Source organism: Microbacterium sp. NPDC056736 (assembly GCF_042790415.1).
Lineage (GTDB): Bacteria > Actinomycetota > Actinomycetes > Actinomycetales > Microbacteriaceae > Microbacterium.
Window position 1 is genome coordinate 67,400 of record NZ_JBHTZE010000004.1, and the last position, 14,244, is coordinate 81,643.

General features: G+C 69.9%; 11 protein-coding genes. 2 read left to right on the forward strand and 9 right to left on the reverse strand.

Translation table 11 applies throughout. The features are described from left to right. Positions 1-197: 197 nt before the first annotated feature. From ACFRAL_RS09770 to ACFRAL_RS09800, 7 genes are all read right to left on the reverse strand, one after another. Positions 198-1,085 carry an endonuclease domain-containing protein gene (locus ACFRAL_RS09770; protein ID WP_378882247.1) on the reverse strand — a complete coding sequence of 296 codons (888 nt, stop codon included), beginning with the start codon at positions 1,083-1,085 and terminating at the stop codon, positions 198-200. 255 nt (positions 1,086-1,340) lie between these two features. Further along, positions 1,341-2,252, reverse strand: coding sequence for an N-acetylglucosamine kinase (locus ACFRAL_RS09775; RefSeq protein WP_378882250.1), 912 nt, complete (start codon positions 2,250-2,252; stop codon positions 1,341-1,343). After that, positions 2,249-3,220 carry a glycoside hydrolase family 113 gene (locus ACFRAL_RS09780; RefSeq protein ID WP_378882252.1) on the reverse strand — a complete coding sequence of 324 codons (972 nt, stop codon included), beginning with the start codon at positions 3,218-3,220 and terminating at the stop codon, positions 2,249-2,251. The genes ACFRAL_RS09775 and ACFRAL_RS09780 overlap by 4 nt, the downstream gene beginning before the upstream one ends. After that, on the reverse strand, positions 3,217-5,718 hold the full coding sequence (locus tag ACFRAL_RS09785) for a glycoside hydrolase family 2 protein (RefSeq protein WP_378882253.1): 2,502 nt from the start codon (positions 5,716-5,718) through the stop codon (positions 3,217-3,219). Before ACFRAL_RS09785 ends, ACFRAL_RS09780 begins: the two co-directional genes overlap by 4 nt. Further along, positions 5,715-6,617, reverse strand: coding sequence for a carbohydrate ABC transporter permease (locus ACFRAL_RS09790; protein ID WP_336398314.1), 903 nt, complete (start codon positions 6,615-6,617; stop codon positions 5,715-5,717). The genes ACFRAL_RS09785 and ACFRAL_RS09790 overlap by 4 nt, the downstream gene beginning before the upstream one ends. Further along, positions 6,614-7,606 carry a carbohydrate ABC transporter permease gene (locus ACFRAL_RS09795; RefSeq protein WP_378882257.1) on the reverse strand — a complete coding sequence of 331 codons (993 nt, stop codon included), beginning with the start codon at positions 7,604-7,606 and terminating at the stop codon, positions 6,614-6,616. The genes ACFRAL_RS09790 and ACFRAL_RS09795 overlap by 4 nt, the downstream gene beginning before the upstream one ends. A gap of 19 nt (positions 7,607-7,625) precedes the next feature. After that, on the reverse strand, positions 7,626-8,942 hold the full coding sequence (locus tag ACFRAL_RS09800) for an ABC transporter substrate-binding protein (protein WP_336398316.1): 1,317 nt from the start codon (positions 8,940-8,942) through the stop codon (positions 7,626-7,628). Positions 8,943-9,233: 291 nt separating this feature from the next. Between ACFRAL_RS09800 and ACFRAL_RS09805 the strand changes: the two genes are divergently transcribed. Then, positions 9,234-10,259 (forward strand): LacI family DNA-binding transcriptional regulator, encoded by a 1,026-nt coding sequence (locus ACFRAL_RS09805; RefSeq protein ID WP_336398317.1) that lies wholly within the window; start codon positions 9,234-9,236, stop codon positions 10,257-10,259. Between the two features lie 16 nt (positions 10,260-10,275). On the opposite strand, the gene ACFRAL_RS09810 is transcribed toward ACFRAL_RS09805, so the two are convergent. Both ACFRAL_RS09810 and ACFRAL_RS09815 read right to left on the reverse strand, forming a co-directional pair. Next, positions 10,276-11,244, reverse strand: coding sequence for an acetylxylan esterase (locus ACFRAL_RS09810; protein ID WP_336398318.1), 969 nt, complete (start codon positions 11,242-11,244; stop codon positions 10,276-10,278). 154 nt (positions 11,245-11,398) lie between these two features. Beyond that, on the reverse strand, positions 11,399-11,851 hold the full coding sequence (locus ACFRAL_RS09815; RefSeq protein WP_336398319.1) for a GNAT family N-acetyltransferase: 453 nt from the start codon (positions 11,849-11,851) through the stop codon (positions 11,399-11,401). Between the two features lie 148 nt (positions 11,852-11,999). Between ACFRAL_RS09815 and ACFRAL_RS09820 the strand changes: the two genes are divergently transcribed. Next, positions 12,000-14,216, forward strand: a complete 2,217-nt coding sequence (locus ACFRAL_RS09820) for an NADP-dependent isocitrate dehydrogenase (protein ID WP_378882264.1) — start codon at positions 12,000-12,002, stop codon at positions 14,214-14,216. Positions 14,217-14,244: the final 28 nt, after the last annotated feature.

Here is a 14,244-nt window from a genome sequence, read left to right on the forward strand (position 1 = left end):
GAACCCGGATGCCCCGGCCCCGCCTGTCCACGCGGGGCCGGGGCATCCGCCGTCTCCGGGCTCCCGCTGTCCGCGCCCGCCCAATCGGATCCGGAATTCGGACTTCACGCCACTTTCCGGATCCTCCAACGTGGAACGCTCCGGAAACGGAGCGATTGTCCGAATTCCGGATCCGCCGACGCGGCGCCCGCGACGATTCAGCGAGCGAGGTGCGCGCCGGCGGCGATCGAGCGCGCGATCGTCCGCTCGACGGCGTCCCAGTCGTGCATGACCTGTGCGTAGGTGAACCGGATCACCGTGTACCCCTGGAGCGTGAGTTCCGCGTCGAAGGCGACGTCCTTCGAGCGCTGCGCGGAGGACGAGTGATGGGCGAAGCCGTCGACCTGGATCACGAGGCGCTCACCGATCAGGAGGTCGACAGGTCGTCCGAGCAGGACGACCTGCTGACGCATCGGGATGCCCCAGGCACCGAGCCGCACGGCGATGATCGTCTCGAGACCGGAGTCGGACTGGTCCGACGCCCGGTCGGCGCAGTCTCGCGCCCGACGGTGGGGCCAGCGGACGCGGCGGATCGCGATCGGGGTGATCTGCTCGATCTGGAGTGCGGAGTTCCAGAGGATCTGCGCGTTCTCGGGCGACAGGCAGACGGCGATGTGGGCGAGAGTGTCTTCGATCGACTCGACCAGCCCGTGGCCCGGGGCCGGTGCGATCCGCTGCGTCCAGTGCGCGGTGACGGGGGATGTCGGCGACGTCGCATGGGGCTCGAGGCGAACATGCACGGAGTCGTCCATCCCATCGGGTATCCACCATCCCCGGCGCCGCGCAGCCGAGACGCACGTGAGGCTGCCGCCGTTCTCGGCGGCAGTGAGGAGATCGGCGGGTGCGGCATCCGTCGCCAGCCAGTCCCGACGGACACGACGGACGGCACCGCACCGCACCGCCGCGCGACGCACGGCCACACCGAATCCCGCGTTCGCGGCGGCATCCCGGTGGGCGATGCCGCCCGCCGCGTCCACCCACTCCGCCAATCGGCCGACCTCGCGCGCCATCCGCTGGACAGGACTCACTCGGTGGACGACGCTCACACGAGCATCCTGCTGCGCGGCACGCTCCGCACCGCGCCGTCCACAGCCCGCGCGCGCCACGCCGCGTGAATCCTGCCCTGGGGAGGAGGGGGCTTTGTGCGTCGCCCCGCAGATTGCCTCGTCAAGCCCTACTTTCGCGGATCCGGAAATCGGACTTCGCGCCGTTTTCCGGACTTCCCGAGGCGAGCGGATCCGGAAACGGTGCCGTTGTCCGAATTCCGGATCCGCGCGCACAGCGAAGGAACGCGACGACCCTCAGGCGTGGGCGAACGACACGGCGTGGGCGAGCGGATGCCGCGCCTCGAGGCCCGCGAGCGCGACGGCGCCGTCGATGCCGTGGCCGCGGGGCTCCACGAGGGCGACGTCGAGCTCGCTCGCGGCGATGTGCGAGGCGAAGGCCTCGCGCAGCTGCGGCGAGCGGAAGACGCCGCCGATCGCGCACACCGAGAAGTGCTCGCGATCGTCGGAGCGCACCCGCCGCAGCGCCGTCTCGACGCTGTGGGCGAGCTCGCCGCCGGCGCGGACGGTGATGTTCTGCGACACCGCGTCGCCCTCGGCGGCCAGCCGGGCGACGTGCTCGGCGAACGACGCGACGAGGCGCACGCGGTCGGGGTCGGACTGGATGTGGATGTACGCCTGGCTGAGGTCGGGCCAGCGCTCCTCGGCCACGGCGCGCAGCGACGTCGCGGGGCCGCGGCCGTCGAACTCGCGCATGACCGCGTCCAGCGCCTCGCGCCCGATCCAGTAGCCGCTGCCGGCGTCGCCGATGAGGTAGCCCCACCCGTCGACGCGGGCCACGCGCTCGGCTCCGACGGCGAGGGTGACCACCCCGGTGCCGGCGGCGACGACCGCGCCCCGCTCGTCGCCCAGCGCGCCGAGGAACGACGTGGTCGAGTCGTGGGCGAGGATCACCTCGTGCACCGCGGGGTCGTCGATGCGGGCGAGGAGGGCCGCGGCATCCGCTTCCCGCGTCGTCAGTCCGGAGACCCCGGCGGTCACGACCGAGACATCGGCGCCGATGCGCACGATGGTCGCGTCGGCGACGGCCGCCAGCTGGGGGAGCAGCGGCTCGTCGGTGCGGATGCCGGGGAACACCAGGTCCTGCTCGCGCACCCGCACCTTGATCCCGGTCTGCCCGGCGTCGATCGCCAGGACGTCGGCGGTCACCGCGTCACCGCCGCGGTCAGCGCGGTGTACCGCTCGCGCAGGAGGTCGCCCGCGGGCTTGCCGTACGGGCAGTAGTCGTCGTTGCGCGCGGCATCCGCCACGTCGTAGAGCCGAGCGGGCCAATCCCACATCATGAATCCCCCCAACCACGGGCGCTGCGCGCACGCGTCGAACATGACTCTGTAATACCGCAGCTGCTCCTCGGCCGAGGGGGCTCCGGGCAGCGACCAGTCGTTCGGACGCTCCGCCGACCCCTCGCGCGAGGGGCACCCCGCCTCCATGAAGAAGAACGGCTTGCCCGTCGCGGCGACGGCGCGCTCGATGCGGTCGAGCTCGGCGTCCCACCGGTCGATGGGGTAGTACCCGCTCGACGTGACGACGTCCACGGCGTCCCACCAGGTCAGGCGGTCCTCCTGGTACTTGTCGCAGTTGTACGTGACGATGCCGGAGTACTCGGCTCGGACCGCCGCGATCAGCTCGCGCCACTCGGCCTCGCGCGCGTCGGCACGCACCGTCTCGCAGCCGACGCAGAGCATCTCGCAGCCCTCGGCCTCGGCGATGCGGGCGGCGTGGACGACGAACGCACGGTACGACGCGAACCACTGCGCCCACGTCGGCTCGCCGGGGACGTCCTGGTCGAAGAAGCCGATGTGCGCGCGCCACGTGCCGTCGGCCACGTTGACGACGGGCTTGAGGCACACCTTGAGCCCGAGCGCCTTCGCCTCACGGATCGCCCACACGATCTCGTCGTCCGTGACGGTCGGCTCGTCGCCGAACCGCACGTCGGTCGACTGCGCGGTGTCCTGCAGGGCCGAGTACGCCAGCGCCGTCCAGTTCACGCCGTGGTCGGCCATCGCCCGGAGGGACGCGGATGCCTCTGCGGTGCGCCACGTGCCGCGCACGCCGGTCCACCCCCACGTCATCCCGGCCACGTACGGCTCGAGCGCGCGGGCCGTCTCGGCGCTCACGAGGCGACCAGTTCGTTCGCGGTGCGGAGCACGCGCGGATCGGACAGAGCGGATGCCTCGAGCGCGGCGCCGTCGTGCCGCACGAGGATCGTCGTGCTCTCGCCGGGCAGCAGCGTCAGGAGGGCGTCGGAGGCCACGGCATCCGGGTCGACCTTGTCGACGAGCAGCGTGAGGTCGCGCACGAGGCCGGCGCTCGTGAGCGTCACGCGGGTGCCGCCGTCGGCGGGCTCGGTGCTCACCGCGACCGCTGCCGCCTCGAGCGCCGAGTCGCGCGGTTCGGCGAAGTACCAGAACCCGCGCGTCTCGCCGACTCCCGCGACCACGAGCTCGCGCGCCGCGTCGGCCGGCGTCGCCACGTCGGCCGGCAGGGCCACGGTCACGGTCTCGCGCGGCGCGAGCGACACCGGCGACGTGAAGCGGGCGAGCGCGTCCCCGGCGACGTCGAGGCGGCGGGCGACGAGCTCTCCCGTCCACGGCTCGGCGGTGTCGTTGACCAGCACCGCGGCCAGGCCGCCGTCGCGCGGCTGGATCGTCGCCAGACGCGGCGCGAAGGCGTGCTTCAGCCCGTAGTACAGCGGCTTCGGCCGCTCGTCGCCGTCGATCGCGGCCCACGACGTCACCGGCCAGCAGTCGTTGAGCTGCCAGACGACGGCGCCCTGCGTGTGCGGCGCCCACGAGCGGAAGTGCTCGAGCGCGGTGCGCACCGCGAGGGCCTGGTTGAGCTGCATCGCCCAGTGCCAGTCCTCCATGGCCTCAGGCATCCGGAAATGCGGGATCAGCCCGTTCGTGAGCTTGGTGTTCCCCTCCATCGCCTTCTGGTGCACGATCATCCCCGGCGACTCCGGTGTGAGCGGGTCGTCCGAGACCGATCGCGTGAGCGTCGTCCACGTGGGCGGGCCCTGCCAGCCGAATTCGGCGACGAACCGCGGCCGGTGGTCGAGGTAGGTCGCCCAGTCCTGACGGTTCCACTGCTCCCACAGGTGCATCGACCCGTGCTGCTCGTCGTTGGGGTGGGGGCCGGTCTGGCGCTCGCCGTCCCAGCCCATCCCCGGGCTGAACGGGCTGCCCGGCGCATACGGGACGTGCGGGGCGAGCTCGGCGACCAGCCCGGGGAACAGCTCGTAATAGTAGTGCGCGCCCCAGCTCTTGCCGTCCAGGCGCAGCTTCCAGCCCCAGTCCTCGTAGCCCCACAGGTTCTCGTTGTTGCCGGTGAGCAGCACGAGCGAGGCGTGGTGGGCGAGTCGCACGATGTTCTCGCGCGCCTCCGCCTCGACCTCGGACCGCAGCGGCTCCTCCTCGGCGTACGCGGCGCACGCGAACAGGAAGTCCTGCCACACCAGCAGCCCGAGCTCGTCGGCCAGTTCGTAGAAGTCGTCGGACTCGTACAGCCCGCCGCCCCACACCCTGATCAGATTCAGGTTGGCGTCCAGGGCCTGCGCGAACCGGCGCCGAAGCCGGTCGCGCGTGACGCGGACGGTGAGGGCATCGTCGGGGATCCAGTTGACGCCCTTGACGAAGACCGGCTGGTCGTTGACGACGAGGGTGAACGGCGTGCCGTCCGCGTCGGGCGTCGTGTCCCACCGGACGTCGCGGAATCCCACGGACCGGTGCGTCGCGTCCAGCGGCTGCGGCGCGTCGCCGTGCAGGCGCACGTCCACCACGTACAGCGGCTGGTCGCCGTACCCCGCCGGCCACCAGCGCCAGGCGGCGGGCAGGTCGACGCGCACCTGCGCGCGGTCGCCGACCACGTCCACGACCGTGCCCGGCAGGTCGTCGCCGAGTCCCGGACCGTTCACGACGACGCTGACCGAGAGGGGGACGGATGCCGCACCCGCCGCCCGCTCGAGCTCCACATCGACCGTGATCGTCCCGCCGTCGCCTGCGGGCGTCGCGACCACCCTCGTCTGCGCGAAGCGGGCGACCGACCAGGACTCGAGGCCGACGGGCTTCACGATCCCGCTCGTGTAGGTGGCGATGCCCCAGTCCCACCCGAAGCTGCAGGCGGACTTGCGGATGGCGTCGTACGGCAGTGGGTAGGGCCGCTGGCGCACGCCGAGCGCCACGCTCTGCTCGTTCGCGTACTTCACGGGGGAGCGGAAGCGCACCACGAGCTCGTTCTCGCCGGCGACGAGCGCGTCGCGTACGGCGAACCGGTAGGAGCGGTGCTGGTTGGCGGTAGACCCGAGCACCCGGCCGTTGAGGGCGACGGATGCGACGGTGTCGAGCCCCTCGAACACGAGGTCCGTGCGGTCCGAGCCGTCGGGCTCCCACGCGAACGACGTCGCGTACGTCCAGTCCACGAGGCCGATCCACGCGAGCGCCGACTCGTTGTCATCGAGGAACGGATCCGGGATGAGGTCTGCGGCGAGCAGGTCGGTGTGCACGCATCCCGGGACCGCGGCCGGGACGGGGCCCTCCAAGCCGGCCGCCGCGGGCCCCCTCTCGGCGCGGAGGGTCCAGCCCGAGTCGAGTGGTCGGAAGGTGCGGGTGAGGGTCACTTGACGGCTCCTGAGGTGAGGCCCTTGTAGATCCAGCGCTGAAGCAGGAGGAAGGCGATGAGGGTGGGGATGATGACCAGGACGGTGCCGGCCGCGATGACCTCCCACTGCGCGCCGAACGGTCCCTTGAACCGGAACAGCGACGTCGAGATGAGGCCCTCCGACGGCAGGTAGAGGAAGGGTGCGTAGAACTCGTTGTACACCGCGATGCCCTTGATGATCACGACGGTCGCGATGGCGGGCTTGAGGAGCGGCAGCACGATGCGCCAGTAGATGGTCCAGCGGTTCGCGCCGTCGATCATCGCCGCTTCGTCGAGCGACACCGGGATCGACTGCATGAACTGGATGAACAGGTAGATGGCGATGATGTCGGTGCCCATGAAGAGCAGGATCAGGGCGGCCTTCGTGTCGTACAGGCCCAGGCCGTTGATGAGCTGGAAGGTCGCGACCTGACTCGTCACGCTGGGGATGAGCGTGGCGACCAGGAACAGGCCGAAGACGAGCTTCTTCCCGCGGAAGGCGAAGCGGTCCAGCGCGTAGGCGGCCATGGTGCCGATGAAGATCGTGCCGGCCAGCGACACCACGAGCACGATCGTCGTGTTGACGAAGCCCTCCAGCATCTCGCCGCTGGTGAACGCCGTGACGAAGTTGTCGAAGTTGAGCCAGTTCGACGGCGGGTCGAAGGGACCCGTCTGCGCATACTCGGGCGCCGTCTTCAGGCTCGCGAACAGCAGCACCGACAGCGGCAGCAGCGTCACGACGGACGCGATGACGAGGCTCAGGTACTTGGCCGTCGTCGCGCTGATCCCGCGCAGTCGCTCGAGAGGGGAACGGCCCCGGATGCTGCGTGCCGGCGCAGCCGGGGTCGTGGCGGTGCGCGGCGATTCGGTGATGGTCATGTCAGGTCGACCTTCTCGTCGGGGAACACCTTTCGCTGGATCCAGGTGACGACCAGCACGATCGCCAGGAGCACGACGGCCATGGCGGAGGCGAGGCCCACCTGCCGGAAGGTGAACGCGGTCTGGAGCGTCTGGATCACGAAGGTCGCCGATCCGTTGGCGCCGCCAGTCATGATGAAAGGGATCTCGAAGACGCTGAGGCTGCCGGCGATCGCGAGGATGAACGACAGGCCGACCACGCGCCGGATGCCGGGGAAGATGATCGCCCAGAACTGCTGCCAGCGGCTCGCCCCATCGAGCTCGGCCGCCTCGTACAGCTCGTGCGGGATGGACTGGATGGCACCCAGGAACAGCACGAAGTTCATGCCCGTGTAGCGCCACACCGACGTGCCCGCCAGCGACCAGTTGACGACGTCGGGGTTGCCGAGCCACTGCGGCGGGTCGCTGACGCCGAACCAGCTGAGGACGGTGTCGAGCGTCCCGCCGGGCTGGAAGAGGTAGAGGAACACGAAGCCGATCGCGACGCCGTTGATGAGGTAGGGGAAGAACAGGATGCCGCGGAAGAGGTTGGAGAAGCGCGTCGAGAAGCTGAGGATCGTCGCGAAGTAGAGCGCGATCGCCATCTGTGCGAAGGACGCGAAGAAGTAGTAGAGGCTCACGCCGAAGACGGAGAAGATCCGCGGGTCGGTGAACACCTGCACGTAGTTGTCGAGCCCGACGAAGTCCTTCTCGAGGTCGATGCCGTCCCAGTCGGTGACGCTGAAGTAGAAGAGGTTCACCGCCGGCCAGTAGGTGAACAGCAGCAGGAAGCCCACCGCCGCGGCGAGGAAGAGCCACGGGGTGAGGTGCTGCAGGATGCTCCGCCCGGCGGAGCCGCCGCGCGGGCGGCCGATCCGGCGGATTCCTCCGCCGAATCGCCGCGCCCGCGCGGGCGCGGAGAGGACGGCAGGGGCATCCGCCGGTGCCGCACCAGGTGTCGCGATGGCCATGAGTGCCGTCCCCGTCCGCTCAGCCCGCGAGCTTCTCGACCGACGCGCCCCAGCGCTCGTTCAGCTCGGCGAAGTAGCTCTCTTTGTCGCCGTCGGCCGCGCCGCGGGCGATGTCGACGAGCTTCTGCCGGTAGATCGGGCCGTACAGGTCGATCTGGGAGTCATCGGCGATGTTGTTGATGAGTCCCTCCTTGCCGGCCGGGGCGGGGTTGATCTCCATCAGCTCGACGCCCGCCTCCTCGAAGCCCTGCAGGTTCTCGGGGAGCGGCTTGTCGAGCACCGGCGAGATCATGCCCTGCGCCTCGGTGTAGCCGGAGTCCTCGACCACCCACTGGATCCAGGCCCACGCCGCCGCCTTGGCCTTGGAGTGCTTGCTGACCGCGAGGTTGTAGTCCCCGCCGATCACCGCGAGCTGCCGGCCGTCGACGTTCGCCGGGAACGCCATGTAGCCGATGTCGTCGGCGGATGCGCCGTTGTCCTCGGCGGCCGCCTGCATCTGCGAGATCGCCCACGATCCGAGCGTCATCGCGGCGATCTTTCCGGTGCCGAGGTCGACCTTGGACTGCTCCCAGTTGGTGGTGAGCGGGTCGTCCTCGGTCAGGCCTGCCGCCACCGATTCGTACAGCAGCGAGTCGATCGCGTAGACGTCGGTGCCCTCGGTCCACGGCGCGGGATCCTCCGCCATGGTGATCGGCGCGTCGGCATCGTCGGTGACGACACCGAGGTTGCCGAAGCTCTGCGTCAGCGGCCAGCCGTCCTTGTAGTTCGTGTACAGCGGGATCGCGTCGGTGTCGTCCTTCACCTGCTGCAGGGCATCCAGCCACTCCGCCTCGGAGGTCGGCAGCTCGGTGACGCCGGCCTCTTCGAAGATGCGCTTGTTGTAGACGACGCCGTTGGCGTTGCCTCCCCAGGCGATGCCGTACTGGGTGCCGTCGTAGCTCGCGGCGGGGAGGAAGCGGTACGTGTCCTCGAAGTCCGACGTCTCGCCGAGGGGCTCGAGGAACTGCTCGTACTGCTCCGGCTTGATCGCGGGGATCCCGATGACGTCCCCGTAGTTGGTCGTGCTCATGCGCGTGAGCATCTCGCCGGCGTAGTCGGTGATGCCCTCGAACGTCACGTTCACGTCCGGGTACTTCTTGTTGAACTCCTCCGCGTACTTCTCGAACGTGCCGTCCTCGACGAGGTCGGTGCGCCAGGTGACGACCTTGATGTCGCCCTTCACCTCGCCGTCGATCGTGTTGTCGGCGTCGTCGCCCGCCCCGCCGCCGGCGCAGCCGCTCAGCGCGACCGCGGCGGTGGCCGCGAGCGCGATGCCCGCGAGTGCCTTCTTGGCCATGTGATGCTCCTTGTCAGGTTCGCCCTTGAACTTTCCGGTGCGGCTGTTCGCACCGTTGCGTGGTTCGTCGCGCCGTCAGGCTAAAGGCATTCGAAGCGGTTTCGCAACCGTCGGATGTCAGCGCTGTCTAAGCCTGTCCGCGATGTGAAGCGTGAGAAAAAAAGCATCATAACCCGGCATATTTCCTCCATCGCTCGCGCGGGGGCCGTCCGAATGTCTGTGAAATGTCCTACGTGGACATCAGTTGCAGGACGGTGCTAGCGTGGTGGCGTCGGCGAGGAGGCCACACCGATGACCGTTCAGCAGCGCGCAACGCTCGAAGACGTCGCCCGTCTGGCGGGCGTGAGTTCCAAGACGGTGTCGCGGGTGTTCACGCATCGCGACCTCGTCGCCCCCGACACGGTGGATCGCGTGCTCGTCGCCGCCAAACGGCTGCGCTTCCGTCCCAACCCGCTCGCCCGCAATCTGCGGCGGGGCGGCCCGACGAACACGATCGGGTTCATCATGGGCGAGCTGAACAACCCCTTCTACTACAAGGTCGCGGCGGGCATCGAGCGCGAGCTGTCCGCGAACGGGTTCTCCCTCGTGGTGGCGACCACCGACGACACCGCCGAAGGGGAGGAGCGGGTCGCCGAGACGCTGCTGGGTCAGCGACTGGGGGCGCTGCTGCTGATCCCCGTCGCCGAGGACCAGTCCTACCTCGAGGGGGAGCGCCACCTCGGGACCCCGGTCATCGCGATCGACCGACCGGCACGCAACCTCGTCGCCGACTGCCTCGTCCTGGAGAACCACCGCGGCGTCTTCGACGCCACGACGCGTCTGCTGGAGCGCGGGCATCGGCGCATCGGCTACATCTGCAATCCGGCATCCGTCTACACCCAGGCCGAGCGGCTGCGCGGCTACCGGGACGCGCTGGCCGCCTACGGCATCCACGACTCATCCCGATGGGAGCGGCTCGCCGACGACCTGTCGGTGCCGGCCGACGGCTTCATCGCCGACCTGCTCGACCAGCCCGACGCGCCGACGGCGATCATCACCGGCAACAACCGGGTCACGGTCGGCGCGCTCCGCGTGCTGCGCGACCGCCACGACGACGGCCGCACCGCCCTCATCGGCTTCGACGACTTCGACACCGCCGACGTGCTCGGCGTGTCGGTGGTCACCTACGACCCGCTGGCGCTCGGACGCGCCGCGGCGACGCTCGCGATCGAGCGGATGCAGGACCCCGCCGGGTTCACGCGCCGACTGGAGCTGCCGACGTGGGTGGTCGAGCGTGGCACGGGCGAGCGCCCGCCCGCCGACCGGGCTCCGGCCTGACGAGGGCCGGGGTGCGTCAGAGGAGTCCGGCGAGGAAGCGGGCCTGCTTCGGGAACTGGAACGCCTGGCCGCCTTCGTGGCCGTTGTGCGTGTAGACCTCGATCCGCTTCGTGGCGGCGGTGTGGCGGTTGAACGCCGCGTACACCGTCGACGGCGGGCAGATGGTGTCCATGAGCGCGACGGAGTACAGGGCCGCGGCATCCGCCCGCTTCGCCATGTTGACCCCGTCGAAGTAGGACAGCGTCTCGAACACCCGGTCGTCGGCGCCGCGGTGGACGGCCAGATACCGGACCACCTCCTGATACGGGTCGTCGCCGGTCAGCCCGACCGCGCGCTCGAAGTGGCACAGGAACGGCACGTCGGGCATGACCGCGACCAGGCCCTCCGACAGTCCGGCCGCGGCGATCGCGATGCCGCCTCCCTGGCTCGCGCCGCAGACCGCGACGCGCTCCGCGTCGACCTGGGGGAGCGAGCGCACCGCGTCGACGGCGCGGACCGCGTCGGTGTAGACGCGGCGGTAGTAGTACGCGGCGGGGTCCTCGATGCCGCGGGTCATGAACCCGGACGAGGAGGGACCCGTGCCGTGGGGGTCGAGCGTGTCGCCGCCGGAGCCCCACATGGACCCCTGGCCGCGCGTGTCCATGAACAGGTGGGCATAGCCCGCGACCGCCCAGTTGACCCGCTCGCCCGCGACCCCGCGGCCGCCGCCGTAGCCCTGGAACTCCACGACGGCCGGCAGCGGGCCCTCCGCACCCGCCGGGAGGGTGAGCCAGGCGCGCACCGGGTCACCGGCGAAGCCCGGGAAGGTGACGTCGTAGACGTCGACCAGGGTGAGCGCCGTGTCGACACGGGTGAGGACGGGCGCGGCATCCGCTCGGCGTGACTCGGCGAGGGTGTCGGCCCAGAAGGCGTCGAAGTCGGCGGGTTCGCGGACCTCCGGGGCGAAGGTCTCGAGCTCGGCGGGGGACAGATCGAATCTCGGCACGGGCATACCCTAGCGCGTTCGCGACGAAGCGTTTCGACGGTGCCGCAGAGGGCGACGAGGCCTCGATGGGGGAGGGGTATTCGAGGCCCCGCCGCCGGTCTCGGAAGCCCCAGTCCGGGCGGCGTCGTGGCAGAGCGAGTGTCGCGCCCGCGTCTTACAGGCGCATCTCCGCGATCACTTCACCGTACTCGGTCTCCCCGACCGGTGTGAAGCCCACGCGCTCGAAGAATGCCTGCGGGCCGCCCTCGCCCGCCTCGTAGATGACGTTGACGTGGTCCATGCCCCGGTTGCGGGCCTCCTCCAGGAGTCCTGCGACCGCGAACCGGCCGACGCCGCGGCCCTGGTCGTCGGCGTCGACGTTGATGCGCCACAGGACCGAGCGGAAGTGCTCCTGCGGGGCGTCGGGGTCGAAGTTGCCGCTCACGAAGGCGACGACCTCCTCGCCGTCGAGCACGACGCGCTGCCAGGTCGTCTGCGGATTGACCACCGTCGCGGCGATGCCGTAGCTGACGGGGGACAGGTACTCCTCCTGCCCGGGCTTCAGCGACATATTGTTGACCGCCACGATGGTGGCGGCGGACAGTTCGACGAGTCGCAGGTCACCCATAACGCACAGGCTAGCGGGGATGGACGCATCCGGCACCGCCGGGATGTCGGATTAACACGGTGTTCATACGCGGAGATATCTTGACGTCGAGATATCTCCGGGCCTGTTGCGATAGGCTGACAGCCGACCCGCAAGAAGGACGTGACAGGTGACCGACTCCACCATCATCTACACCTACACCGACGAGGCCCCGGCTCTCGCGACCGCATCGTTCCTGCCGATCGTGCAGGCCGTCACCCGCCAGGCGGGTGTGGACGTCGAGACGCGCGACATCTCACTGGCCGGCCGCATCCTCGCGGCATTCCCCCAGAACCTCACCCCCGAACAGCAGGTGGGCGACGCGCTCGCCGAGCTCGGCGGCCTCGCCACCCTCCCCGAGGCGAACATCATCAAGCTGCCGAACATCTCGGCGTCGATCCCGCAGCTCAAGGCCGCCATCGCCGAGCTGCGGTCGCAGGGCTACGACATCCCCGACTACCCGGACGAGGCCGAGACGCTCGAGCAGAAGGACGTCCGCGCCCGCTACGACCGCATCAAGGGCTCCGCGGTCAACCCGGTGCTGCGCGAGGGCAACAGCGACCGGCGCGCACCGCTCTCGGTGAAGAACTACGCGCGCAAGCACCCGCACCGCAACAAGGCGTTCGCCGAGGGCTCGAAGACCCGCGTCGCCACGATGGGCCACGACGACTTCCGCTCGAACGAGAAGTCCTTCGTCTCCCCCGCCGACGACGTGCTGACCATCCAGCACGTGGCCGCCGACGGCACGGTCACCGAGCTCAAGACCGGCCTGAAGGTGCTGCCGGGCGAGATCATCGACGCGACCTTCCTCTCGGCGTCCGAGCTCGACGCCTTCCTGGCGCAGACGCTCAAGGATGCCGCAGCCGACGACGTGCTCTACTCGGTGCACCTCAAGGCGACCATGATGAAGGTCAGCGACCCGATCATCTTCGGCCATGTCGTCAAGGCCTACTTCGCCGACGTGTTCGCCACCTACGGCGACAAGATCGCCGAGGCGGGCCTGACCCCGAACGACGGCCTCGGCGCGATCCTCGCCGGCCTTCCGTCGGTCGAGGGCGGTGACGAGATCGCGGCGGCCATCGCGGCCGACCTCGAGCGCGGTCCTCGCCTGTCGTACACCAACTCGGACAAGGGCCTGACGAACCTGCACGTTCCCTCCGACGTGATCGTGGACGCCTCGATGCCGGCGCTCATCCGCAACGGTGGCAAGCTCTGGGGCGTCGACGGCGGCGAGGACGACACGCTCGCCGTGATCCCCGACTCGTCGTACGCCGGCGTGTTCCAGACCGTGATCGACGACGTGAATGCCCACGGCCCGCTCGACCCCGCCACGATCGGCTCGGTGCCGAACGTCGGTCTCATGGCGCAAGCGGCCGAGGAGTACGGCAGCCACGACAAGACCTTCGAAATCGCGGCTCCCGGCGTCGTCCAGGTCGTCGGCGGTTCCGGCGACGTGCTCCTCGAGCACGCCGTGCAGCGGGGCGACATCTGGCGGGCGACCCAGACCAAGGACGTCGCGATCCGCGACTGGGTCAAGCTCGCCGTCACGCGAGCTCGCGCGAGCGCCACTCCCGCGGTGTTCTGGCTCGATGAGACCCGCGCCCACGACGCCGAACTGATCGGCAAGGTGAAGACGTACCTGGCCGACCACGACACCGAGGGCCTCACGATCGAGATCCTCGCTCCGGCGGCGGCGACGCAGTACTCGCTCGACCGGCTTCGCAAGGGTGAGGACACCATCTCGGTCACCGGCAACGTGCTGCGCGACTACAACACCGACCTGTTCCCGATCCTCGAGGTCGGCACCAGCGCCAAGATGCTCTCGATCGTGCCGCTGCTCTCGGGCGGTGGGCTCTTCGAGACCGGCGCCGGCGGTTCGGCTCCGAAGCACGTGCAGCAGCTCGTCTCGGAGAACTACCTGCGCTGGGATTCGCTCGGCGAATTCTTCGCGCTCGCCGCGTCGCTGGAGCACCTCGCGGACTTCACCGGCAACGTCAAGGCGCAGGTCCTGGCCGACACGCTGGATGCCGCGACCGGAACGTTCCTCGAGAACGACAAGTCGCCCGGCCGTGCGCTCGGGACGATCGACAACCGCGGAAGCCACTTCTACCTCGCGCTGTACTGGGCGCAGGAGCTCGCCGCGCAGCAGGCGGATCCCGAGCTGGCAGCGGTCTTCGCGCCGGTGGCCGAGGCGCTCGCGGCCGACGAGCAGAAGATCGTCGAGGAGCTGAACGCCGTCCAGGGCTCGCCGGCCGAGATCGGCGGCTACTACCGTCCCGACGCCGAGCTCGTGGCGGGAATCATGCGTCCGTCGGCGACCTTCAACGCCGTGATCGACGCGCTCTGAAACCCCGAGAGCAGGAAGGGCGGATGCT

Bases quoted from the DNA above. Each gene is read 5' to 3' on its own strand.
- ACFRAL_RS09790 (WP_336398314.1), bottom strand. From the start codon at position 6,617: ATGACCATCACCGAATCGCCGCGCACCGCCACGACCCCGGCTGCGCCG.
- ACFRAL_RS09795 (WP_378882257.1), bottom strand. From the start codon at position 7,606: ATGGCCATCGCGACACCTGGTGCGGCACCGGCGGATGCCCCTGCCGTC.
- ACFRAL_RS09800 (WP_336398316.1), bottom strand. From the start codon at position 8,942: ATGGCCAAGAAGGCACTCGCGGGCATCGCGCTCGCGGCCACCGCCGCG.
- ACFRAL_RS09805 (WP_336398317.1), top strand. From the start codon at position 9,234: ATGACCGTTCAGCAGCGCGCAACGCTCGAAGACGTCGCCCGTCTGGCG.
- ACFRAL_RS09815 (WP_336398319.1), bottom strand. From the start codon at position 11,851: ATGGGTGACCTGCGACTCGTCGAACTGTCCGCCGCCACCATCGTGGCG.